At 66.8% G+C, this 20,609-nt stretch carries 20 protein-coding genes and 1 pseudogene; 16 read left to right on the forward strand and 5 right to left on the reverse strand.

Annotated elements, in window-relative coordinates; translation table 11 throughout:
* Positions 1–116 precede the first annotated feature (116 nt).
* The 5 genes from QLQ83_RS14860 to QLQ83_RS14880 all read left to right on the forward strand — a co-directional run bounded on the left by QLQ83_RS14860 (position 117) and on the right by QLQ83_RS14880 (position 5,754).
* The gene (locus tag QLQ83_RS14860; protein ID WP_282736298.1) at positions 117–1,145 is read left to right on the forward strand and encodes an Acg family FMN-binding oxidoreductase; all 1,029 of its coding nucleotides are present in this window, start codon (positions 117–119) and stop codon (positions 1,143–1,145) included.
* Positions 1,145–1,933: a CPBP family intramembrane glutamic endopeptidase gene (locus QLQ83_RS14865; RefSeq protein WP_282736299.1), complete on the forward strand. Its 789-nt coding sequence runs from the start codon at positions 1,145–1,147 to the stop codon at positions 1,931–1,933. The genes QLQ83_RS14860 and QLQ83_RS14865 overlap by 1 nt, the downstream gene beginning before the upstream one ends.
* A gap of 114 nt (positions 1,934–2,047) precedes the next feature.
* On the forward strand, positions 2,048–2,845 hold the full coding sequence (locus QLQ83_RS14870) for an alpha/beta fold hydrolase (protein WP_282736300.1): 798 nt from the start codon (positions 2,048–2,050) through the stop codon (positions 2,843–2,845).
* Positions 2,846–3,127: 282 nt separating this feature from the next.
* Positions 3,128–4,792 carry a cation:proton antiporter gene (locus QLQ83_RS14875; RefSeq protein ID WP_282736301.1) on the forward strand — a complete coding sequence of 555 codons (1,665 nt, stop codon included), beginning with the start codon at positions 3,128–3,130 and terminating at the stop codon, positions 4,790–4,792.
* A complete protein-coding gene (locus QLQ83_RS14880; protein WP_282736302.1) occupies positions 4,789–5,754 on the forward strand; it encodes a universal stress protein in 966 nt (321 codons plus the stop codon). The genes QLQ83_RS14875 and QLQ83_RS14880 overlap by 4 nt, the downstream gene beginning before the upstream one ends.
* Positions 5,755–5,839: 85 nt before the next feature.
* Here QLQ83_RS14880 and QLQ83_RS14885 read toward each other — a convergent pair whose 3' ends face one another.
* On the reverse strand, positions 5,840–6,262 hold the full coding sequence (locus QLQ83_RS14885; RefSeq protein ID WP_282736303.1) for a DCC1-like thiol-disulfide oxidoreductase family protein: 423 nt from the start codon (positions 6,260–6,262) through the stop codon (positions 5,840–5,842).
* Positions 6,263–6,435: 173 nt separating this feature from the next.
* Between QLQ83_RS14885 and QLQ83_RS14890 the strand changes: the two genes are divergently transcribed.
* The 4 genes from QLQ83_RS14890 to QLQ83_RS14905 all read left to right on the forward strand — a co-directional run bounded on the left by QLQ83_RS14890 (position 6,436) and on the right by QLQ83_RS14905 (position 10,181).
* Positions 6,436–6,678: a type II toxin-antitoxin system Phd/YefM family antitoxin gene (locus tag QLQ83_RS14890; RefSeq protein ID WP_282736304.1), complete on the forward strand. Its 243-nt coding sequence runs from the start codon at positions 6,436–6,438 to the stop codon at positions 6,676–6,678.
* Positions 6,675–6,938 (forward strand): Txe/YoeB family addiction module toxin, encoded by a 264-nt coding sequence (locus QLQ83_RS14895; protein WP_282736305.1) that lies wholly within the window; start codon positions 6,675–6,677, stop codon positions 6,936–6,938. The genes QLQ83_RS14890 and QLQ83_RS14895 overlap by 4 nt, the downstream gene beginning before the upstream one ends.
* Before the next feature lie 190 nt (positions 6,939–7,128).
* Positions 7,129–7,707, forward strand: a complete 579-nt coding sequence (locus tag QLQ83_RS14900; RefSeq protein WP_282736306.1) for an acyloxyacyl hydrolase — start codon at positions 7,129–7,131, stop codon at positions 7,705–7,707.
* A gap of 245 nt (positions 7,708–7,952) precedes the next feature.
* On the forward strand, positions 7,953–10,181 hold the full coding sequence (locus QLQ83_RS14905) for an OsmC domain/YcaO domain-containing protein (protein ID WP_282736307.1): 2,229 nt from the start codon (positions 7,953–7,955) through the stop codon (positions 10,179–10,181).
* Positions 10,182–10,227: 46 nt separating this feature from the next.
* Here QLQ83_RS14905 and QLQ83_RS14910 read toward each other — a convergent pair whose 3' ends face one another.
* On the reverse strand, positions 10,228–12,273 hold the full coding sequence (locus QLQ83_RS14910) for an ATP-binding protein (protein WP_282736308.1): 2,046 nt from the start codon (positions 12,271–12,273) through the stop codon (positions 10,228–10,230).
* 103 nt (positions 12,274–12,376) lie between these two features.
* Here QLQ83_RS14910 and QLQ83_RS14915 point away from each other — a divergent pair, with 103 nt between their 5' ends.
* Positions 12,377–12,745, forward strand: coding sequence for a truncated hemoglobin (locus tag QLQ83_RS14915; RefSeq protein WP_282736309.1), 369 nt, complete (start codon positions 12,377–12,379; stop codon positions 12,743–12,745).
* Between the two features lie 183 nt (positions 12,746–12,928).
* Here QLQ83_RS14915 and QLQ83_RS14920 read toward each other — a convergent pair whose 3' ends face one another.
* Entirely contained in the window at positions 12,929–13,876 is a 948-nt protein-coding gene (locus tag QLQ83_RS14920) for a threonine ammonia-lyase (RefSeq protein WP_282736310.1), read from the reverse strand.
* Positions 13,877–14,075: 199 nt separating this feature from the next.
* Between QLQ83_RS14920 and QLQ83_RS14925 the strand changes: the two genes are divergently transcribed.
* From QLQ83_RS14925 to QLQ83_RS14940, 4 genes and pseudogenes are all read left to right on the forward strand, one after another.
* A complete protein-coding gene (locus tag QLQ83_RS14925) occupies positions 14,076–14,558 on the forward strand; it encodes a GNAT family N-acetyltransferase (protein ID WP_282736311.1) in 483 nt (160 codons plus the stop codon).
* 61 nt (positions 14,559–14,619) lie between these two features.
* Positions 14,620–15,492, forward strand: coding sequence for a DMT family transporter (locus QLQ83_RS14930; RefSeq protein WP_282736312.1), 873 nt, complete (start codon positions 14,620–14,622; stop codon positions 15,490–15,492).
* Between the two features lie 29 nt (positions 15,493–15,521).
* Positions 15,522–15,649 (forward strand): annotated as a pseudogene (locus tag QLQ83_RS14935) (LysE family translocator); the annotation flags it as partial.
* Positions 15,650–15,997: 348 nt separating this feature from the next.
* Entirely contained in the window at positions 15,998–17,005 is a 1,008-nt protein-coding gene (locus QLQ83_RS14940) for a chemotaxis protein CheB (RefSeq protein ID WP_282736313.1), read from the forward strand.
* A 205-nt stretch (positions 17,006–17,210) separates the two neighbouring features.
* Here QLQ83_RS14940 and QLQ83_RS14945 read toward each other — a convergent pair whose 3' ends face one another.
* Complete coding sequence (locus QLQ83_RS14945; protein WP_282736314.1) at positions 17,211–17,567, reverse strand: antibiotic biosynthesis monooxygenase family protein; 357 nt, start codon at positions 17,565–17,567, stop codon at positions 17,211–17,213.
* Between the two features lie 129 nt (positions 17,568–17,696).
* Positions 17,697–19,094, reverse strand: coding sequence for an aminotransferase-like domain-containing protein (locus QLQ83_RS14950; RefSeq protein WP_282736315.1), 1,398 nt, complete (start codon positions 19,092–19,094; stop codon positions 17,697–17,699).
* Positions 19,095–19,189: 95 nt separating this feature from the next.
* On the opposite strand from QLQ83_RS14950, the gene QLQ83_RS14955 reads away from it, so the two are divergent.
* Both QLQ83_RS14955 and QLQ83_RS14960 read left to right on the forward strand, forming a co-directional pair.
* On the forward strand, positions 19,190–19,795 hold the full coding sequence (locus QLQ83_RS14955) for a LysE family translocator (RefSeq protein WP_282736316.1): 606 nt from the start codon (positions 19,190–19,192) through the stop codon (positions 19,793–19,795).
* An 11-nt stretch (positions 19,796–19,806) separates the two neighbouring features.
* A complete protein-coding gene (locus tag QLQ83_RS14960; protein WP_282736317.1) occupies positions 19,807–20,508 on the forward strand; it encodes an aspartate/glutamate racemase family protein in 702 nt (233 codons plus the stop codon).
* The last annotated feature ends 101 nt before the right edge of the window (positions 20,509–20,609 follow it).

The following is a 20,609-nucleotide window of genomic DNA, read 5'->3' on the forward strand; positions in this document are numbered from 1 at the left end:
GGGGTCGCGTGTCGCCAGTTGTCCAGCATGCCTGCCATGCCACGCGCTGTCTTCTCTGCTGGCGGGATCCTGGGCGATACTCATCCGCAGCATCGGTCAACGATCGCGAGGGCATCATGACCTACGACGAGGCGGTGAAACGCACCTGGACCGTGGATGAGGGACCGGCGCAGGAAGAGGCCGAGCACTTCAAAACGCTCATCCGCTACGCCACCCTGGCGCCCTCGGGCCACAACACCCAATGCTGGCGGTTCGGGGTAGAGGAGGGCGCCATCCGCATCCAGCCGGACCTGACCCGGCGCACGCCGGTGGTCGACCCCGACGACCATCACCTCTATGCGTCGCTCGGCTGCGCCACCGAGAACCTCTGCCTGGCCGCCCGTGCGAGGGGGCTCTCCGCCCAGGCCGAGTTCCGGCCGCACGGCGACGGCGAGATCCGGGTGACTCTCACGCCCGGCGAGGCCGAGGCGTCGCCGCTGTTCGAGGCCATCGCCTCACGGCAGTGCACGCGCAGCGACTACGACGGCACGCCGCTCTCCGCCGAGGATCTGGCCATGCTCGAGGCGGCGGGCAGCGGGAACGGCGTCTCGGTGGTGTTGCTCACCGAGCGCGAGGCCATCGAACGGGCGCTGGCGTTCATCCTGGACGCCAACACCCGGCAACTGGAGAATCCCGCTTTCCGGCGCGAGCTCGAGGCGTGGATCCGCTTCAATGACGCCGAGGCGGTGGCCAGGGGCGATGGCCTGAGCGGCCGGGCCACCGGCAACCCCCAGGCGCCGCGCTGGCTGGGGAAGTACCTGATGCGTGCCACGTTGCGGCCGAAGCCGGAGAACGCCAAGCTGGCCCGCCAGGTGCGCAGCGCCGCCGGCCTGGCGGTGTTCGTCTCGTCGGTGGATGACCGGGCGCACTGGGTCGAGGCCGGCCGCTGCTACCAGCGCTTCGCCCTGCAGGCCACGGCGCTGGGCGTTCGCAACGCCTTCGTCAACCAGCCGGTGGAGGAGGCGAGCGTGCGCCCCGAGTTCGCCCGGGCGCTGGGGCTGGCCGGCGGGCGACCCGACCTGGTGGTGCGCTTCGGCCGCGGTCCGGCCATGCCGCGCTCGTTGCGCCGCCCGGTGGAGCGCGTGATGCAGCAGGGGGAGGCGTGATGCGCGAACGCGCGCTCCTGCCTTTCCTGGTCATCACCTTCACGATCGCCTGGGGTGTCCTCGCCGGCTACCTGTTCCTCAACGCGCCGATGAGCCGTGCGTTCGGCCCCATCACCGGCCATCATCCGCTGTTCTATCTGGCGGTCTATGCGCCGGCCATCGCGGCGCTGCTCGTCGTCTTCCACGGCGAGGGGGCCGTCGGCGTGCGTCGCCTGCTGGCGCGGCTCTTGTTGTGGCGCGCCTCCCTCGGCTGGTACGCGTTCCTGTTGCTGGGGGTGCCGCTGGTCTTCTATGCGGCGGCCCTGCTGCAGGGTTGGCGATTCGGCAACCCGCCCGACTTCGCGTCGCTATCCGCCTGGCTGGTGGCCGCGCTGCTGATGGTCATCAAGGGGCCCGTGGAGGAGCTCGGCTGGCGAGGGGTGGCGCTTCCGCTGCTGCAGCGCCGCGTCACGCCCTTCTGGGCCGCGATCCTCCTGGGGTTGATCTGGGGCATCTGGCACCTGCCGGCGTTCTTCCTCGGTGGAACGCCGCAGGGGGCCTGGTCCTTCCTGCCGTTCCTGGTCGGCGCCTTGGCGCTCAGCCTCATCGTCACGCCGATGTTCAATGCCTCGCGGGGCAGCCTGCTGCTGCCGGTCCTGTTCCACTTCCAGCTGATCAACCCGCTGTGGCCGGATGCCCAGCCGCTCGAGAACCTGCTGTTCCTGGCGGTGGCCGTGGGCGTCGTCTGGCACCACCGCCAGACCATGTTCTGCCGCGAGGGGGCCGTCACGGCGGTGGTCCCGAAATGAGCGCACCCTGTCCATGCCTCGTCCCGCCGCCGCGGCGTCTCACTGCTTGAGCGAGCCATCTGCTGGATCCTGATGCAGCCTATGCCCTTCATTCCCACCCAATTGGAGACACCCATGACCGTGGTTGACCACCAAGGCATCCAGATCGCCTTCGAGGACAGAGGGGTGGGGCACCCCGTCGTCCTCGGCCACAGTTTTCTATGCTCGGGCGAGATGTGGCGCGAGCAGGTGCCCGTGCTGGCCGATCGCTACCGCGTCATCAACCCCGACTTCCGGGGGCATGGCCAGTCGAGCCACCTCACGGATCGCTTCTCCCTCTATGATGCCGTCGACGACGTCATCGCCGTGATGGACGCGCTCGGCATCGAGCGGGCGTTCTGGTGTGGCCTCTCCATCGGGGGGATGGTGGCGCTTCGCGCCGCGCTGAGCCACCCGGAGCGGGTGGCCGGTCTCATCCTCATGGATACGGATGCCGGCGCGGAAACCGCATGGCACAAGGTGAAGTACCGTGCCATGGGCGCCGGGGCTCGAGCCATCGGCTTTCGCCCCTTGCTGCCGGCCATCTCGGGGCTGATGTTCGGCGCCACCACCCGGCACAAGAACCGCCCCCTGGTCGAGGAGTGGAAGGCGCAGTTCGCCGGCAACCACGTCCCCTCCGCGCTGCTGTGCCTGGACGCGCTGATCCGGCGGGACTCGGTCCTCGATCGCCTGCACGAGATCCAGGTGCCGGCGCTCGTTCTCGTGGGAGAGGAGGATCGCTCCCTGCCGGTGGCGCTCTCCCGACGGATCCACGAGCGGCTACCCGACTCCACCTTCCAGGTGATCCCGGGCGCCGGTCACCTGTCGGCCCTCGAGCAGCCGGCACGGGTCAACGAGGCCATTACCGGGTTTCTGGCGACCCAGGCGAAGTGAGCTGATACCGTCTGTTATGCCTGAACGGTCGGACCGGCCATCGCGCCGGGCATCTTCGACAAGCACCTGGGCAGGGCAGCTTCGATGCCAGCGGGCAAGTGCCTGCCCAGGGCCGCGGCCAGCAGCGGCCGCCATGGCCTGGGGCCTCTATGCCGCCTCTCGTTCGCATCAGGCCAAATCCTGCGCAACGGGCTAGATTATACTTTCGGGTGTGGCCGAAGGCGTGGCCTGAAAAGAAAGCATAATCAGCATGTTGTGTTATCAATTGCGAAGGCGGTCAAGATGCTCGAGAGCGTGTTTGCCCAGATCGGGATGGTCCTCGGCCTCGCCGTGTTGGGAGGTGCACTGGCGCAGTTGCTGCGCCAGCCGCTGATCGTCGCCTTCATCGGCGTGGGCATCCTGCTCGGGCCTTCGGGCTTGAGCCTGGTGGAGCAACGCACCGAGATCGAGCTGTTCGCCCGGCTCGGCATTGCCCTGTTGTTGTTCGTGGTGGGGCTGAAGCTCGACCTGCACATCATTCGGACCGTGGGGCCGGTGGCGCTCGCCTCCGGCCTGGGCCAGGTGGTGTTCACCTCGGCGGTGGGTTACGTCATCGCGCTATGGCTCGGCATGTCACCGGTGACCGCCCTCTACGTGGCCGTGGCCCTGACCTTTTCCAGTACCATCATCATCGTCAAGCTGCTGTCCGACAAGCGGGAGGTGGACTCCCTGCATGGTCGGATCGCGGTCGGCTTCCTGATCGTGCAGGACATCGTGGTGGTCCTGGTCATGATCGGCCTGACCGCCTACGGCCAGGCCGACGGCGACGTCAACATGGGCTGGGAGGCCCTGAAAGTCCTGCTGACAGGTGCCGCCATGCTGTCGGGGGTGGCCCTGTTGATGCGCTATGTCCTGCCGGGGCTGCTGCATCGACTGGCCCACTCGTCGGAACTCTTGATGCTCTTCGCCATCGCCTGGGCGGTACTGGGTGCCATGGCAGGGGAGGCCCTCGGGTTTAGCAAGGAAGTCGGGGCCTTCCTCGCCGGTGTGTCCATCGCCTCGACACCCTATCGTGAGCAGGTGGCGTCACGCCTGGTGAGCCTTCGCGATTTCCTGCTACTGTTCTTCTTCATTGAGCTGGGGGCGACCCTGGACCTGGGGACGCTGGGGGCACAGCTCGGGGCCTCGGCGGTCCTTTCGCTGTTCGTACTGGTCGGCAATCCGCTGATCGTCATGGCCATCATGGGCTACATGGGCTATCGCAAGCGTACGGGCTTCCTCGCCGGCCTCACCGTGGCCCAGATCAGCGAGTTCTCCCTGATCCTGGCGGCGATGGGCCTGGCCCTGGGTCACCTGCAACAGGAGACGGTGGGGCTGATCACCCTCGTTGGCCTGATCACCATCAGCGTGTCCACCTACATGATCCTCTATTCGCATGCCCTCTATGAGCGCCTGGCGCCCAGGCTCTCGATCTTCGAGCGCCATGTACCGCACAGGGAACTCGATGACCTGGTGGGTGACAACAATGAGGTGGACGTCCTGCTGATCGGGCTGGGTCGCTATGGCGCGGCCCTTGCGGCAGACCTCAGGCAGCGGGGCTGTCGTCTCCTGGCGGTGGATTTCGATCCCACCACCGTCCAGCAACATGCACGCGACCGATACCGGGTGTGCTACGGGGATGCGGAAGATCCGGAGTTCCTGGCCACCCTGCCGCTGCACCAGGCTCGCTGGGTCGTCAGCACCGTCCGGGACCCCGTCATCAACCGCACGCTGCTGCATGGCCTTCGCCAGCAGGGGTTCGCGGGGAAGGTGGCGGTCTCCGTCTCCCAGCCTCGGGAAGCCCAACGGTTCGAGCAGGAGGGCGTGGATCTGGTGCTGGTGCCTTACGCAGACGCCGCAAGGGAGGCCGCCATCCGGGTGATGGCGCCCCAGGCGTCGGTCGAATCCCGTGGAGGGGAGAACGCATGAAACGCTTCCGAAACATCCTCTATGTCGTCGAGCCGTCCGTCTCCCAGGAGGCCGGGCTCGCCCGGGCGGTGTCGCTGGCGGAGAATAACCAGGCAATGCTGACCCTCATCGATGTCATCCCCGAGGAGATGCTGGACCTCTCCCTGGTGCCCCGTGGACCATCAGCCGTCGAGTTCAGGGACGCGGTGATGGCCGAGCGCCGGACTTGGATCGAGTCGCTGATCGTCCCCCATGCCGATCGGGTCGCCTGCCATATCGAGGTGCTGACCGGGATCACGTTCATCGAGGTCATTCGGGCGGTGCTGCGGGATGACCATGATCTCGTGATCAAGACGGCGGAAAACCCGGAGTGGAGCCGGCTGCTGTTCGGCAGCGATGACATGCACCTGATGCGCAAGTGCCCCTGTCCGGTATGGCTGATGAAGCCGGGGGAAAGGCCCGACTACCGCTGCATCGTCGCGGCCGTCGATGTCGATGTCCATCGTGCCGTGCCCGACGAACAGGTGCTGAACGACAGCATCCTGGACCTTGCCTTCTCTCTGGCCCTGTCGGACTTCGCCGAGCTTCATCTCGTGCATGCCTGGGATGCGCCGGAAGCCGGTTTCGTGGGCATCTGGGCCAACGATCCCGATACGACGGAGCGACACATCGTCGAGATGGAACAGTCCCGTCACCAGGTCGGCATGGACAGGCTGACGTATCGACTTCGCGAGCGCATCGGTTCGGAAGCCTATGACTACCTGTCTCCCCGGGTCCACTTGACCATGGGGTCGGCGCGAAAACAGATTCCCCAACTGGTCGAGAAGCTGAAGGCGGACCTGGTCGTGATGGGGACGGTGGCGCGAACCGGCATCCCTGGTTTCATCATCGGCAACACCGCCGAGGCGGTGCTCCATCAACTGCAGTGTTCGGTGCTGGCGCTGAAGCCGCCGAGTTTCGTCTCGCCGGTCACCCTGAAGTGATCCTGGTCCCGGGGCGACCCATGGTCGATTGCCGTGACGCCCTCGACCGCCGGCCGCCCGTGAAGGCGTGTGCCGCCCATGCCGCTCACCGGCGCAGGTTGTCGATGGGCGGAATGCGGCACAGGCGCAGAAGGGTATTGCGACAGGCCTTGAGCCAAGGGTAGAGGCGGGCGGCGCGCCGGGGGCTGGCGAACAGGCGATACATCAGCCGGTTGAATACGCCGCTTCGCGTGCCGAGCAGGGTGAGGCGATGCAGGGCCTCGCTGCCGTGATACCAGCGATCGCCGACCTGCAGGGCGAAGCCCTGATCCAGGTCGATACCCCGGGCGCTGAGCTCGCGGCGTGCCTTGCTGGCCTGGCGCCCATCGATCAGCTCGAGCTCGCCGACGTCGTGGCGAATGCGCTGCCAGCGCACATAGCGCCGACACATCGGGCAGTCGCCATCGTAGACCAGTCGTAGCCGGCGGCGGACCTCGTCGGGCGCCTGGAAATCGTTCGATCGTGACAAAGCGTGCTTCCTCCGCGCTGGTGCCCGTCCAGCCTCGCATGGTCGCCTTCACGCGGTCCATCAGCTTCGACGGTCAGATTTCCATCTAATCACTGTTATGCAGGACGTTCGTCTTGACGTACGTACCTGAAGGCGTACACTTGGCGGAAAGTTGAACACGCAATAGGTGCGTCATGACCGGAATCACAGCAACTGAGGCGCGCAGCAACCTCTATCGGTTGATCGACGAAACCGCTGAGTCCCACCAACCAATCGTCATCATGGGCAAGCGGAACAAAGCGGTCTTGGTATCCGAAGAAGACTGGTCGGCAATTCAGGAAACACTTTACCTGCTTTCCGTACCCGGTATGCGAGAGTCTATTCGTGAGGGGATAGATACTCCTGTGGATGAATGTGATGAGGAACTGGGCTGGTGACATGGAAGTTGGTTTACACCAAGCAAGCACAGAAGGACGCAAGGAAACTCGCCTCCAGCGGGCTCAAACCAAAAGCCCAAGAATTGTTGACACCGATCGCAGAAGACCCATACCGCAAGCCGCCCCCATTTGAGAAGCTCGTTGGTGATCTTGCGGTGGCTTATTCACGCCGCATCAATATTCAGCATCGTCTGGTCTACCAAGTGCTCGAGGATGAGCGAGTGGTGAAAATTCTCAGGCTCTGGAGCCACTACGAATAATGCATAACCAGCCGCTGTTGCCGGACAATTTTTCCAACGTTTCGCGGCTCAAAATTGCCGCAAAGCTTCGCGTTGGTACGCCGGTGATCGGACATCAACGACGTTCCCCGAAAATAATCGACGCGCTGCGCTCACTTCCCGCCACTAACATGGGCCTGGCCGATAAGTCTTTCCTTCAGGAGCGCCTACGATGCCAGTGATCGGGATGCCTCGCCATTCAGTATCTTTCGGGCTGTTACCGATCGTCCTCGCTTGCCTGCTTGCTAGCCCCCCGAACTTTGCCGATGACCTGGAATTGCAGAGTCTCAGCCTGCGTGCCCGACTCTCGGAGAAGACCCTGCTGGGGGATGAGGCACCGGAGGATTTCGAGGAGTATGACCTGTCGGCCAACGTCGCGCTGCCCTGGGAGAACTACTCCACCTCGGGCTGGGGGACGGGCACCCGGTTGATGGCGAGTGCCGGCGTGTTGCGGGGAGCGGGGGAGAATGCGCTCGTCGTGTCGGTCATCCCGGAGTTGACGTTCGGGAGCCAAGATGGGCGCTTCCTCCTGGACCTGGGCGCGGGTGGCGCCCTGTTCAGTCGGCATCGCTTCGGCACGCAGGATTATGGTGGGCCCTTCCAGTTCGCCCTGACCCTGGGCATCGGGGGGCCGCTATATCGACAGCTGGGGCTCGGCTATCGGTTTCTGCACTATTCCGATGCCGGCGTTAATGGCTCGGATACCACCGGGGCGGATTTCCACATGATCGAGTTCCGCTACCGTTATTGAGCATCGTCGGCATGGTGCTCGGCGGCGACGCCCACGCAAGGGGCAGGGCACCCGGTCACCGCCCTGCGCCGCCATCACCGTGCCGTTCCCGCGCCGAGCCCAGGGCCTCGGGACCAGCGGGGCATTGCCCCCGGTGCGCTCGGATTGGCGATTTTTTGACCACTCGACCAAGACGAAGCCCCCAAAAAACTGGATAATGGCGGGTTTGCTACCCTCGCTTCGCCCAACGCTCCGGTGCCCCGTCCATGGAAATCAAGGTCAACTATCTCGACAACCTCCGGCTGGAGGCCAAGTTCGACGACTTCACGGTCATCTCCGACCAGCCCATCCGCTACAAGGGGGATGGCTCGGCGCCGGGACCGTACGACTACTTCCTGGCCTCCTCGGCGATGTGCGCGGCGTACTTCGTCAAGGTCTACTGCAACGCGCGCGACATTCCCACCGAGAACATCCGGCTCTCGCAGAACAACATCGTCGACCCGGAGAACCGCTACAACCAGATCTTCAAGATCCAGGTGGAGCTGCCGGCGGACCTGTCCGACAAGGATCGCCAGGGCATCCTACGCTCCATCGACCGCTGCACGGTGAAGAAGGTGGTGCAGACCGGACCCGAGTTCCAGGTCGAGGCGGTCGACAACATCGACGAGGACGCCCAGGCGCTGCTGCTGGACAAGGCACAGGGCGAGGGCGCCACCTGGATCGAGGGCAAGGACCTGCCGCTGGAGCAGACCATCGCCAACATGACCGCGATCCTGGCCGATCTGGGCATGAAGATCGAGATCGCCTCCTGGCGCAACATCGTGCCCCACGTCTGGTCGCTGCACATCCGCGACGCTGCCTCGCCGATGTGCTTCACCAACGGCAAGGGCGCTACCAAGGAGAGCGCGCTCTGCTCGGCGCTGGGCGAGTTCATCGAGCGGCTGAGCTGCAACTTCTTCTACAACGACCAGTTCTTCGGCGAGCGGATCGCGGGCAGCGCCTTCGTCCACTACCCGAACGAGGAGTGGTTCCAGCCCGGCCCCGACGACGCCCTGCCGGCGGGCATCCTCGACGAGTACTGCCGGGCGATCTATGACCCGGAGGGGGAGCTTCGCGGCTCGAACCTGATCGACACCAACTCCGGCCAGGAGGCGCGCGGCATCGTCTCGCTGCCCTTCGTGCGTCACTCGGACGGCGAGGTGGTCTACTTCCCCTCCAACCTGATCGAGAACCTCTACCTCAGCAACGGCATGAGCGCCGGCAACACCCTGCACGAGGCGCAGGTGCAGTGCCTCTCGGAGATCTTCGAGCGGGCGGTGAAGAAGCAGATCATCGAGGAGGAGCTGGCGCTGCCGGACGTGCCCCGGGAGGTGCTGGCGCGCTACCCCGCCATCGTCGAGGGCATCGAGGCGCTGGAGGCCCAGGGCTTCCCGGTGCTGGTCAAGGATGCCTCGCTGGGCGGGCAGTTCCCGGTGATGTGCGTCACCCTGATGAACCCCAAGACCGGCGGCGTCTTCGCCTCCTTCGGCGCCCACCCGAGCTTCGAGGTGGCGCTGGAGCGCAGCCTCACCGAGTTGCTCCAGGGCCGCAGCTTCGAGGGCCTCAACGACTTCCCGCCGCCCACCTTCAATACGCTGGCCGTCACCGAGCCCAACAACTTCGTCGAGCACTTCATCGACTCCTCGGGGCTGGTCTCCTGGCGCTTCTTCAGTGCCCGTTCGGACGTGGAGTTCGTCGACTGGGACTTCTCCGGCAGCAACGCCCACGAGGCGGCGACGCTGTTCGGCATCCTCGAGGAACTGGGCCTCGAATCCTACATGGCCGTCCACGAGGACCTGGGCGCGCCGGTGTGCCGCATCCTGGTGCCCGGCTTCTCCGAGGTCTACCCGGTGGAGGACCTCATCTGGGACAACACCAACAAGGCGCTGCTGTTCCGCGAGGACATCCTGCACCTGCACGAGCTGAGCGACGCCCAGCTGGCCGACCTGCTCGAGCGCCTGGAGGAGAGCCAGATCGACGACCACCAGGACATCATCACCCTGATCGGCATCGAGTTCGACGAGAACACCGAGTGGGGCCAGCTCACCATCCTCGAGCTCAAGCTGCTGATCAACCTGGCGCTGGGCCAGCACGAGGAGGCGCTGGAGCGGGTCGACATCTTCCTGCAGTACAACGACAACACCGTGGCGCGCAACCTCTTCTATCGCGCGGTGAGTGCGGTACTGGAGGTCCTCCTCGATGACGAGATGGAGCTGGACGACTTCCTGTACAACTTCCGGCGCATGTTCGGCGAGGCGACCATGGAGGCCGTGGTGGGATCGGTGAACGGCAGCGTGCGCTTCCACGGCCTGACCCCGACCAGCATGGCGCTGGAGGGGCTGGAGAAGCACCAGCGGCTGATCGAGAGCTACCAGAAGCTCCATGCCCACCGCGCCAAGCGGCATGAGGCCACCGGTGGGATTCGGGTGCCTCGCCCCGAAGGGTTGCCGGGCTAACCGCGCCCAGCGTCAGCGCACCGGCACGCGGCGTGCGATAGAGCGGTCAGGTCGTCCACTCCACCGGTGCGCGGGGATCCGGCGCGTAGGCGACATAGGTGCCGGTGCGTATCGTCCGTTCGAGGTGCTCGCCGAGGCCCGAATGGTGCCGAGCAATCCGGTCCAGGGCGTAGCGCAGCGAACGGGTCGTGCTGGTGCGTGCGCGCTCCACGCCACCCCCGACGCTGCGGGCCCGACCGTTCAGGCCGACGCCCCGGCGGAGCTCGTCGATCAGAAACTGGCGATCGGCACGCGCGAGCTCCGCGCGGTGCAGGTCGTTGTTCGCCTCGGCCTCCGCGATATCCTCCTCCGTCTCGGCGAGCCGCTGCCGATAGGCCTCGCGTGCCTTCGAATCGAACACCTCCAGTCCGCACGGGGTCGCGACGCCGAGCGCCTCCGACGGCTTGCCGATGGTGAGCGCCCCGCGCTCCACCGAGACCAGGTCGAGGACGTGAAACTCCCGGCCGGGCGCCGTCAGCAGGCGCTCCAGGTAGCGCATGCCCTTGAGGTCCCTCAGGTGGACGGTGGCGCCGCCGTAGGTGATCGTTCGCATGTCGCCCTCGCGCCGGAAGACGCAGCGCTCGGGGCTGGCCGCCTGCCGCGCGGGCGTCGCCGGCAGCTGTTCGCGGGCCATCTCCGCCCAGGGCCCGGCGTTGAGCGCCTCGAACGCGCGACAGGCGGCGTCGAGCTCCAGCTCGGCCGAGCTGTTGTCGCCCGCGGTATGGTGCGCCGCGGCGAGCTCGACCCGCAGGGTCGCCGCCTCGAACGGCATTCGCAGCGAGACCCACTCCATGACGGCCTCGCTCAGCAGCCGGATCGCTTCGCTTTCCCGCCCGTCGTGCAGCGCCAGGCGCCCCCTCGCGGCGAGCGCCGAGTTGTGCAAGGTGCGGCTCTGGTACGTCCGGGCGATCTCGGCGAGGTCGGCGGCGGCCTCTCGCGCGGTGCTATCGTCGCCGGCCGCCAGCGCGATAACGACCTGGGCCTCGCGCAGGGGTGCCCGTCTCAGGCCGCCTGTCGGCGGGCGCTCCTTCGACGGGATGTCGAACGGGGAGGCGAGGGCGCTCTCGATCATCGAGAAGGCGTCTTCGACGCGACCCTGGGCCAGTCGCAGCATCGCCAGCCCCGGCTGCGGCAGCCAGGCATTCTCGTGGGCCGCCAGGAACGCACCCTCGGCGCCCGCGAAATCGCCCTTGCGCAGTCGCACGTTGCCGAGTTCGGTCAATGGCCAACCGAATTCCCGGCGCATCCACGGGCGCAGCTCCTCGCAGGCCAGCAGGGCCTCCTGCTCGGCGGCGTCGCAGGGCCCGCGCAGGCGCATGATTTCCGCCTGGTGCACCCGGCAGCGGCCGTGGAGGCCCCCGAACGCGGCGCCCTGGCGCCAGCGTTCCATGGCTTCGGTCCACTCTTCCGCGCGGTCGTGCTGGCCGATCCACTGCATCGCGCAGATGAGCTCGCACCACATCTGCCCGGTGGTGAGGGGGTCGAGGTTGCCCGAGCTCAGCGCCACGGCCACATCGTCCAGTGCGCTCAGCCCTTCATCGAGCTCGCCGTCATGGATGCGGACCCGGGCCAGGGCCACCTGGCCGATGATCGAGGGCGGCGAAAGGGCGTGCCGTTTCCCTCCCGCCATGGCCCGTCGAGCCCAGTGCCCCGTCCCGGGCATGTCACCACACATCAGGCGCTCGTAGGTGCGCACTGCGGCGAGCCACGCCCAGACCGGGCTGTCGGGCGCGTCTTCCACCAGGCGTTCCGCCCGCGACAGCCAGGCACGCACGGTGGCCATCAGGCCCGTGTCCATCATCAGGTACATGCCCACCATGACCGCAGCGAACGCCGCCTCGTGACGTCGCTGGTCTTCCAGGTGCAGGTGGTAGAGCTCGCCATAGGCGGTCAGTGTGCCTTCCAGGTCACCGGCCCCGTACGCCGCCTGGGCGCGCAGCTCCAGTAGCTCGGCCGAGGGCGGCGCGGAGAGCCCGGCGAGCAGCTCCCGTGCCCGGACGAAGTCGCCGCTGTCGAGGGCAGCGCGGATCGGCGATAGCTCTGTTGCAGTCATCGCTTGGCCCTCCTTGTTCCGGTTGTCACACGGATTGTCACGCTCTTTTGGCTAGGTGCCCAGTGCACCTGGCGAGAAACCATCCAAGAGAGGAGCATCTGCCATGAGTGACACCCTGTATGACAGACTCGGCGGTCTCGCCGGTATCGACAAGCTCGTCGATCGCATTGTCGAGCTGCACCTCCAGAACGAGGTTGCCGGACCCCGCTATCGCGCCCTCGATGAGGAAGCCATCGACCACGCCCGCGAGAAGGTCAAGGAGTTCCTTGCGGCCGGCGCTGGCGGCCCCGTGGAGTACACGGGACGCTCGATGATCGAGACGCACACCGGGATGAACGTCAGCGCGGCCGAATTCGTCGCCGTGGTCGACGACATCCTGCAGGCCATGCAGGAGATGGAGTATCCGCCGCCGGTCTGCAACGAAGTGCTGGGCGTTGCCTATTCGCTCAAGGAGGAGATCGTTCATCGATAGGCAGCACGCCGACCTGCTGGATGGCTTCGGCGGCAAGTTGGACGGACCGCTGGTCGAGCTGGCGAGTGCATCAAGCGCCTCGCAGGAGTGGCGCTGATCCTGCTCGGCGGAGCGGTGATGGTGGGGCCGGCCTGGCTGCCGAACCTGGTGCCGATGCATTGAGCCGCGATGCTCGCTGGGCACCTACAGGAAGGCCTCGAGCTCCTCGCGCCCCAGGTTGCCGCCGGTGATCACCACCACGATGTCGCCCTCGGGCGGCAGCGTCACGGCCGCCTCCAGCAGGGCGGCCACGCCCACGGCGGCGCCGGGCTCGGCGGCGAGCTTGCCGCGGTAGAGGAGGTGGCGCATGGCGCGGTGGATGGCGGTTTCATCCACCGCGACCAGTTCGCAAACGTGGCGGCGGCTGAGCGGATAGGTGTGTTCGCCGACGATGGCCGCGGCCAGGCTCTTGGCGCAGGTCTCGACATGCGCGAGCCGGTGCATGCCGCCCCTGGCCCAGGCGTGGGCCATGCTCGCCGCACCGGCGGGCTCCACGCCGAGCAGCGCCAGCGACGGGCGCAGGCTGGCGGTGGCCACGCCGATGCCGCCGATCAGCCCGCCGCCGCCGATGGGGCAGAGGATGGCGCTGGCCGCGGGCGCCTGCTCGAGGATCTCCAGCCCCACGGTGCCCTGGCCGGCCATGATGCGCTCGTCGTCGTAGGGATGCACCAGGGTCAGGCCGCGCTCCTCGACCAGCCGATGCATCAGCGCCCAGGCGGCGTTGATGTCGCCGTGCAGGATCACCTCGGCGCCGAGGTCGCGACTGCCGGCCACCTTGAAGGGACTGGCGTTCTCGGGCATCACGATGGTGACCGGCACCTCGGCCTGGCGGGCCGCCCAGGCCAGGCCCAGGGCGTGGTTGCCGGCCGAGACGGCGCCGAGCCCGCCGGCGAGTTCCTTCGGGCCGGCGGTGCGCAGCCAGTTGAGGGCGCCACGCGCCTTGAAGGAGCCGGTGCGCTGGAAGAGTTCGCCCTTGAGCCAGACCCGCCGCGCCAGCCTGTCGCTCAAGGCGTGGTCGAGCACCAGGGGCGTGGGGGCGAGCGTGTCGGCGAGGCGCGCTTGCGCCCGCTGGATGTCTGCCAGTGCGATCATGCCTGAAGCGTAGCCGTTGACCGGCCCCGGGACGAAACCCCGAGGCGCAGGGCGGGGCGGAGGCGGCCAGGGGCAGGCCTTACACCCTGGCCCCTTGTTATCGTAGGGTTGGCAAGCGCCAGCGTACCGGACGCATCGCGATGGCCAGGCGGTGCCGGCAAGCGCGGCGATCATGGAGCACCACAAGAGGACCCCCCAGATGCCGGAACGGATCCGGATTGCCCGCCTCGAGGGCGACTCGCCCCATGTGGCCATCCTGGCTCAGTGGACCCACGATACCTGGGGGCATCTGCACCCGGGGAGAAGTCTGGATACCGCCATTGCCTTGCTGCGCGAGGAGTGCGGGCCGGGCGGCGTGCCGTCGGTGTTTGTCGCCCTGCAGGGCTATACGCCGGTGGGCACCGCCAGCCTGGTGGCCGACGACATGAGCGACCGCCGCGACCTGACGCCCTGGCTGGCCTCGGTCTTCGTGCCGCCCGGGTGGCGCGGCCGGGGCATCGCCTCGCGGCTGGTCCGGCGCGTGGAAGACGAGGCGCATGCCCATGGGGTTGCGCATTTCTACCTCTACACGCCGGATCAGCAGGCGCTCTATCGGCGCCTGGGATGGCGCGACATCGAGGCGCGAGACTACGGCGGCGAGGCGGTGACCATCATGCGCCGCGTTCTCGGCTCCCTTCCCTGAGCCGCTGGCCGCCGAGCGCGCCGCGGGTTCACCGACACCGACACCACGAGAAGGAGCGCAGATGGCGACATTGAGTACGCTGTACGTGGTGCTGGCCGCACTGTTCTGGGGGCTCTCCGGTGGCATCGGCGGCGTGCTCATGGCCGACGGCTGGGAGCCGCTCGTCGTCTCGTTCTACCGCGGCGCGATCGGCCTGGTGTTCGTGCTCGCCTGGCTGGCGCTGCGCCCGGGCAGCAGCGGGCTGGCCAACCCTCGGCTATGGGGCTGGTCGCTGCTGGCCGGCCTGGGGGTTGCCGGCAACTTCACCTTCTACTTCGTGAGCATCTCCGAGGGCAGCGTCTCGGTGGCGGCGACGCTGATGTACTGCGCCCCGGTGTTCGTCTTTCTCGTCTCCTTCGCCCTCAAGCTCGAACGGCCCACGCCGCTCAAGTGGGCCGCCATCGTCATGGTCATGCTGGGGATCGTGCTGCTGACGCGTATCTACGACGTCCAGCCGGGTGGGGTGACCCCCATCGGCGTCATCGCCGGGCTGCTCGCCGGGCTCTCCTATGCGCTCTTCATCTTCGGCTTCAAGTACGCCGCCCCCCACGGCAGCCCCCAGGCCACGCTCGTCATCGCCTTCGCGCTACTCTCGCTCATCCTCTTCCCGCTGGGCGATACCGGCCAGACCCTCTCGGCGTTGGGCACCCCGAGCTGGCCGCTCTTCGTCACGCTGGGCGTGCTCGGCGCCGGCGTGTCGTTCATCCTCTATGTCGTCGGGCTCAACGATACCGCCCCGGCGGTGGCCGCCATCGTGGCCATGGTCGAGCCGGTCACGGCCTCGCTGTTCGGCGTCCTGGTGCTCGATGAGCGCCTGGTCGGGCTCGAGCTGGTCGGCATGGGCCTGATCCTGCTCACGGTGACGGCGTTGAGCGTCTCCTCGAGCTCGCGGTAAGCCTCTTTCGCCTCGATGGCACCAGGACTGCCATCGCCCTGGGGCCGGGAGTGCTCTTCGAGCACTATCCGCTGGTGCAGACCACCTGCGGGTAGTGGGCAGCGGCTATCTCCTCTATCTGGCCTGGCGCATCGCCACGGCTCCGCCGCCGGAACTGTGTCGGCGGATCTTCAATGGCGTGATAGGCGCTCTCTCCGCCGCCTGCGTGATCTCCATCCTGGGCTGATTGACCGCACCGCCAATCCGGCCGACGTTCTGGTTTACGCTCAAACTCGACTTTGCAACCCTGCAAGGCCTCGCATAGGCTCAATCATCAAGCCTCCGCTACCGGGCCATGAGAGTCACCCTTCGCGGCGCGCAGCGACTATCTCATGGATGACGGGTGATCATCGCCATATGCCCAGGCAGGGGTGGTGGCGTGCCCGAATCTCATCTATCGCCGCTTTCCGAGCGGGGCGGACACCGGCGAAGCCCTGGCCCAGCACATTCATCGATAGAGGTTGTGATGAATAAAATCAGAAGTCCAATGCTCATTGTTATTGGAGCGTCCGCCGGTGGCATGGCAGCATTGAAGAAGCTGGTAGCTCAATTACCGAAAGATTTTCCGGCTCCAGTCTTTATAGTCAACCACATGAGCGCAGATACCACCGGAGAAGCGCTTGTCAGGGGCTTGAATGAGAGCGGCAGTCTGCCCTGTGTACATGCGCACGATAAACAACCATTCAAAAGCGGTCATATTTATCTGGCACCATCCGATCAACATATGCTGATCGCGAAAGGTAAGATTCTCGTCACCAAAGGTGCCCGGGAAAACCGTTCGCGTCCAGCTATTGATCCCTTGTTTCGTTCCGCAGCAGTGTCCTATGGCAACCGTGTAGTAGGAATTATCCTTACAGGGTACCTGGATGATGGCACCAGTGGCATGATGGCGATCAAAAGATGCGGGGGCATCTGCATTGCACAGGATCCTGAGGATGCGTCTTATCCGGATATGCCGCAATCCGTCATAGCGAATGTTGGAGCCGATTATTGTTTGCCGGTAGCCGGGATGGGGGCGGTGTTATCCGAGCTCGTCAGTAGGGAACTGCCTAAGAACAAGCCGGCTCCAGAGGACATTGTGATCGAGGCAAAGATCGCACAGCGGGTCTTGAGCGATCTGCCGTCTGTCGAGGCGCTCGGCGATCAGGTGCCATTTAATTGTCCTGACTGTGGTGGCGTGTTATGGAAAGTGGAGGATGGACAATTCCTAAGGTACCGCTGTCATACGGGTCATGCCTTCACCTCCTCGGTGCTGCTTGCTCAGCAAACAGTCAAGATAGAAGAAACTCTCTGGGTTGCGCTGAGAATGTTTGAGGAGCGCCAGAATCTGCTCGTGACCATGAGCAAAAAGGAAGGCGAAAAATCTCTCACATCAATTTCCCAGCGAGCCAAAGACTCGCAAGTCCACATTGACCGCATTCGTGCGATGTTGAGGGCTACCGACAAAGATTCTCATAGTGAAGAAACTACGTGAACGTTTCATCGAACGGAAAACTGAAATTGACGCCTTTGGTTGGAATAGCGCACAAGATGTGAAGCCTTAAACCAATGCTTAAGTAAAGTTGAGAAAAGGGGCTGACTCCTTTTTTTGCTTGGCGCAGCCCTGTCATTCATTCTCTATATCATCGGGCTCAACCATACCGCCCCGGCGGCGGCGCCGCCCCACGTTCCCTGATGGATCAGCGCGTCGCCGGGCCGTGCCGCTCGCGGCTGTCCGCCGGCGCCTGGTCGCGGTCGCGCATCCCGTAGTCGCGGATCACCCCGGCCACGCGCAGGCGGTAGTCCGCGAAGACCACCTCGCGGCCCAGGGACTGGGCGGCGCGGTGGCGTTCCACCCGGCGCCATTCGGCGATGGCCGCCTCGTCGCGCCAGAAGGAGAGCGAGAGCAGCTTGCCCGGCTGGGCCAGGCTCTCGAAGCGTTCGATGGAGATGAAGCCCTCGATCTCCTCCAGCAGCGGGCGCAGGCCGGCGGCGATATCGAGATAATGGTCGCGCTGGTCAGGATGAGGCACGACTTCGAAGATGACGGCGATCATGGCGGCTCCTGGTGAATGGATGCGCATCTCGCCAGGGCGGGTGACGGCGGCGATGCCGACGCGGCTTATGGCGAGCACTCCCCCTGAACGTAAGGCCAAACGGCCCCCGCGTCACCCATCCGTCGGGGGTCAGAGTGTGCGCCAGGGGATCGGCGGGGGCGCCTGCAGGGTCTCCTTCACTGCCCGCAGGGCCTGGGTCAGCGCCTCCCGCGAGCGCGCCCCGCCCAGGCAGAGCCGCACCGCCTGGGGCGCCGGCTCGCTGCCCACGCAGAAGGGCTCCGGGCCGGTCAGGCGCACGCCGCGCTTCTCCAGGGCGGCGAGCAGCTCGGCGGCCCGCAGCCCCTCCGGAAGCGTCAGCCAGAGGTTGTTGCCGTGGGGCCGCCCGGACGGGGCATAGTCCGCCAGCCACCGGCGCGCCAGGCGCTGGCGCTCGGCTTGTTCGTCGATCTGCCAGGCCAGCAGGCGCTCGGCATCGGCGCTCTCCACGCAGCGGCACACCGCCTCCACCATCAGCGGCGGGACCATCCAGCTCTGGGCGCGCACTGCCGCACCCAGCGGCTCCTGCAGCGCCTCCGGCACCCGCAGGGCGCCGATGCGCAAGCCCCCCGCCAGCACCTTGGCGGTGCTGAAGGCGAACAGGGTGCGCTCCGGGGCCAGCCGGTAGAGCGGGGTGCCGCGCTCGGCCACCGGCAGGTACTGCACCCCATCCTCCAGGATCCAGAACTCATGCTGCCGGGCAAGCTCGGCCAGGCGTTCGCGCCGCGCCTCGCTGAGCACGGCGCCGGTGGGGTTGTTCTGGTCCGGCGTGACGTAGACCAGCCGCGGCGGCTGCTGGGCACACAGCCGTGCCAGGGCCTCCACGTCCATGCCCGCGTCGTCCAGGGGCACGGCCAGGGTCTTGAGGTGCGCCTGGCGGGCGGCGCCGATCAGCCCGGGGTAGGTGAGGGCGTCGGCGGTGATCCGCTCGCCGGGGCGCGTCAGCGCCCGCAGCGTCAGGTCGATGCCGTGCTGGCCCCCCTGGGTGATCACCAGCGCCTCCGGCGAGACCGGCATGCCCAGGCGGGTCATCCAGGTGGCGAGGCGCTCGCGGTGCCCCGCCAGGCCGCGCTCCGGCTGGTAGGCCACGGCGCGCTCCAGCACCGCGCGATCCTCGGCGATCCCGGCGAGCGCCTGGCCCAGCAGCGAGGCACGCAACGCGTGGGGCGGCGGCAGGCTCAGGCTGAGGTCGACCAGGCCGTCGTCCTCCGCCGAGGCGGCGGCCAGGAAGGGGGCGGCCGAGCCTTGCTCGGCGCCGCGCACATAGGTCCCGCTGCCCACCCGCGCCGAGACCCAGCCCTGACGCTCGGCCTCGGCGTAGGCGCGTGACACCGTGCCCACGGTCACGCCCAGGGCATCGGCCAGGTGGCGCTGGGGCGGCAGCTTGCGGCCCGCGGGCAGCTCGCCGGCCTGGATGGCCCGGGCGATCGCCTCGGCGATGGCGCGGTAGCGGGGGCCCGTCTCCGCGAGATGGGGAGTCCAGATTGTCATGGTGACAATAAAACCTTTGACGCCAGGATTGTGCCCGTTAAGCTGAAAACTCACAGGCTATATCGACAATAACCCCGAAATTGTATGGGTGCAATATGCTGGAAGCGGTGGCGTTCCTGGGGCCGGCGGCCCTCTACATGATCTCCATGACCATCACCCCGGGCCCCAACAACGTGATGCTCACCGCCTCCGGGGCCAACTTCGGCTTCCTGCGGACCCTGCCGCACATGCTGGGCATCCTGGGGGGCTGCTTCCTGCTCTTCGCCGGTATCGCCCTGGGGCTGGGCCTGCTCTTCGAGCGCTACCCGCTGGTGCAGACCCTCCTGCGGGTGGTGGGCAGCGGCTACCTGCTCTACCTGGCCTGGCGCATCGCCACGGCGCCGCCGCCGGACCTGCGCAGGCGCGGCGAGGGGCGGCCGCTAGGCTTCTGGCAGGCGGCGGCCTTCCAGTTCGCCAACCCCAAGGCCTGGGTCATGGGGCTGGCGCTGATGGCGGGCTTCCTGCCCGGCGACGGCAACACCCTGGTCAACGCCCTGCTGCTGGCCGGTTTCGCCGAGCTGGTGGCGCTGCCCTGCATCGCGCTCTGGGCGGGCTTCGGCATGGCCATCGGCCGCTGGATCGACACGCCGCGCGCCTGGCGGGTTTTCAACGGCGTGATGGGGGCGCTCACCGCCGCCTGCGTGATCTTTATCCTGGGATAAGAGGAGGGAAGATGAAGACGATAGGGCTGATCGGCGGCATGAGCTGGGAATCGACCCAGACCTACTACCGGCTCATCAACCAGGGGGTGAAGGTGCGTCTGGGCGGGCTGCACTCCGCCCGGCTGGTGCTCTACAGCGTGGACTTCGCCGAGATCGAGGCGCTCCAGCGCCGCGGCGACTGGGCGGCAACGGCGCAGATTCTCGGCGAGGCGGCCCGGTCCCTGGCGGCGGCCGGCGCCGACTTCCTGGTGCTGTGCACCAACACCATGCACAAGGTCGCCCCGCAGCTCGAGCAGGCCGTGGCGATTCCCCTGCTGCACATCGCCGATGCCACCGCCAACGCGCTGCACCGGCAGGGCGTGACCCAGGTGGGACTGCTGGGCACCCGCTTCACCATGGAGCAGGCCTTCTATCGGGAGCGCCTGGAGGCGCAGGGCATCCAGGTGCTGATTCCCGATGCTCCCCAGCGCGAGCGGGTGCACGCCGTCATCTTCGACGAACTGTGCCGCGGTGAGATCCGGGCAGATTCCAGAGCCGCCTATCTGGAGATCGTGGCCTCGCTGGCCGGGCAGGGCGCCCAGGGCGTGATCCTCGGCTGTACGGAAATCGGGCTGCTGATCCAGGCAGGCGATACGGACGTGCCCCTCTTCGACACCACCGCCATCCACGCCGAGCAGACGGTAGAGGCCGCACTGGCTACCCCGGAGCCATAGCGCATGCCGGCGAAGCCCCGTCGGATCGGCCTCCATGGAAAAAATCCTCGCCGGCTGTCGATCTGGGCCGTCGTCGCGCGACTAGAGGGTGAGAGGTCCCG

Source organism: Halomonas rhizosphaerae, from assembly GCF_030010555.1.
GTDB lineage: Bacteria > Pseudomonadota > Gammaproteobacteria > Pseudomonadales > Halomonadaceae > Halomonas > Halomonas rhizosphaerae.

Coding starts and splice junctions, on each gene's coding strand:
- QLQ83_RS14860 (WP_282736298.1), top strand. CDS start 117: ATGACCTACGACGAGGCGGTGAAACGCACCTGGACCGTGGATGAGGGA.
- QLQ83_RS14865 (WP_282736299.1), top strand. CDS start 1,145: ATGCGCGAACGCGCGCTCCTGCCTTTCCTGGTCATCACCTTCACGATC.
- QLQ83_RS14870 (WP_282736300.1), top strand. CDS start 2,048: ATGACCGTGGTTGACCACCAAGGCATCCAGATCGCCTTCGAGGACAGA.
- QLQ83_RS14875 (WP_282736301.1), top strand. CDS start 3,128: ATGCTCGAGAGCGTGTTTGCCCAGATCGGGATGGTCCTCGGCCTCGCC.
- QLQ83_RS14880 (WP_282736302.1), top strand. CDS start 4,789: ATGAAACGCTTCCGAAACATCCTCTATGTCGTCGAGCCGTCCGTCTCC.
- QLQ83_RS14890 (WP_282736304.1), top strand. CDS start 6,436: ATGACCGGAATCACAGCAACTGAGGCGCGCAGCAACCTCTATCGGTTG.
- QLQ83_RS14900 (WP_282736306.1), top strand. CDS start 7,129: ATGCCAGTGATCGGGATGCCTCGCCATTCAGTATCTTTCGGGCTGTTA.
- QLQ83_RS14905 (WP_282736307.1), top strand. CDS start 7,953: ATGGAAATCAAGGTCAACTATCTCGACAACCTCCGGCTGGAGGCCAAG.
- QLQ83_RS14910 (WP_282736308.1), bottom strand. CDS start 12,273: ATGACTGCAACAGAGCTATCGCCGATCCGCGCTGCCCTCGACAGCGGC.
- QLQ83_RS14915 (WP_282736309.1), top strand. CDS start 12,377: ATGAGTGACACCCTGTATGACAGACTCGGCGGTCTCGCCGGTATCGAC.
- QLQ83_RS14920 (WP_282736310.1), bottom strand. CDS start 13,876: ATGATCGCACTGGCAGACATCCAGCGGGCGCAAGCGCGCCTCGCCGAC.
- QLQ83_RS14925 (WP_282736311.1), top strand. CDS start 14,076: ATGCCGGAACGGATCCGGATTGCCCGCCTCGAGGGCGACTCGCCCCAT.
- QLQ83_RS14930 (WP_282736312.1), top strand. CDS start 14,620: ATGGCGACATTGAGTACGCTGTACGTGGTGCTGGCCGCACTGTTCTGG.
- QLQ83_RS14940 (WP_282736313.1), top strand. CDS start 15,998: ATGAATAAAATCAGAAGTCCAATGCTCATTGTTATTGGAGCGTCCGCC.
- QLQ83_RS14945 (WP_282736314.1), bottom strand. CDS start 17,567: ATGATCGCCGTCATCTTCGAAGTCGTGCCTCATCCTGACCAGCGCGAC.
- QLQ83_RS14950 (WP_282736315.1), bottom strand. CDS start 19,094: ATGACAATCTGGACTCCCCATCTCGCGGAGACGGGCCCCCGCTACCGC.
- QLQ83_RS14955 (WP_282736316.1), top strand. CDS start 19,190: ATGCTGGAAGCGGTGGCGTTCCTGGGGCCGGCGGCCCTCTACATGATC.
- QLQ83_RS14960 (WP_282736317.1), top strand. CDS start 19,807: ATGAAGACGATAGGGCTGATCGGCGGCATGAGCTGGGAATCGACCCAG.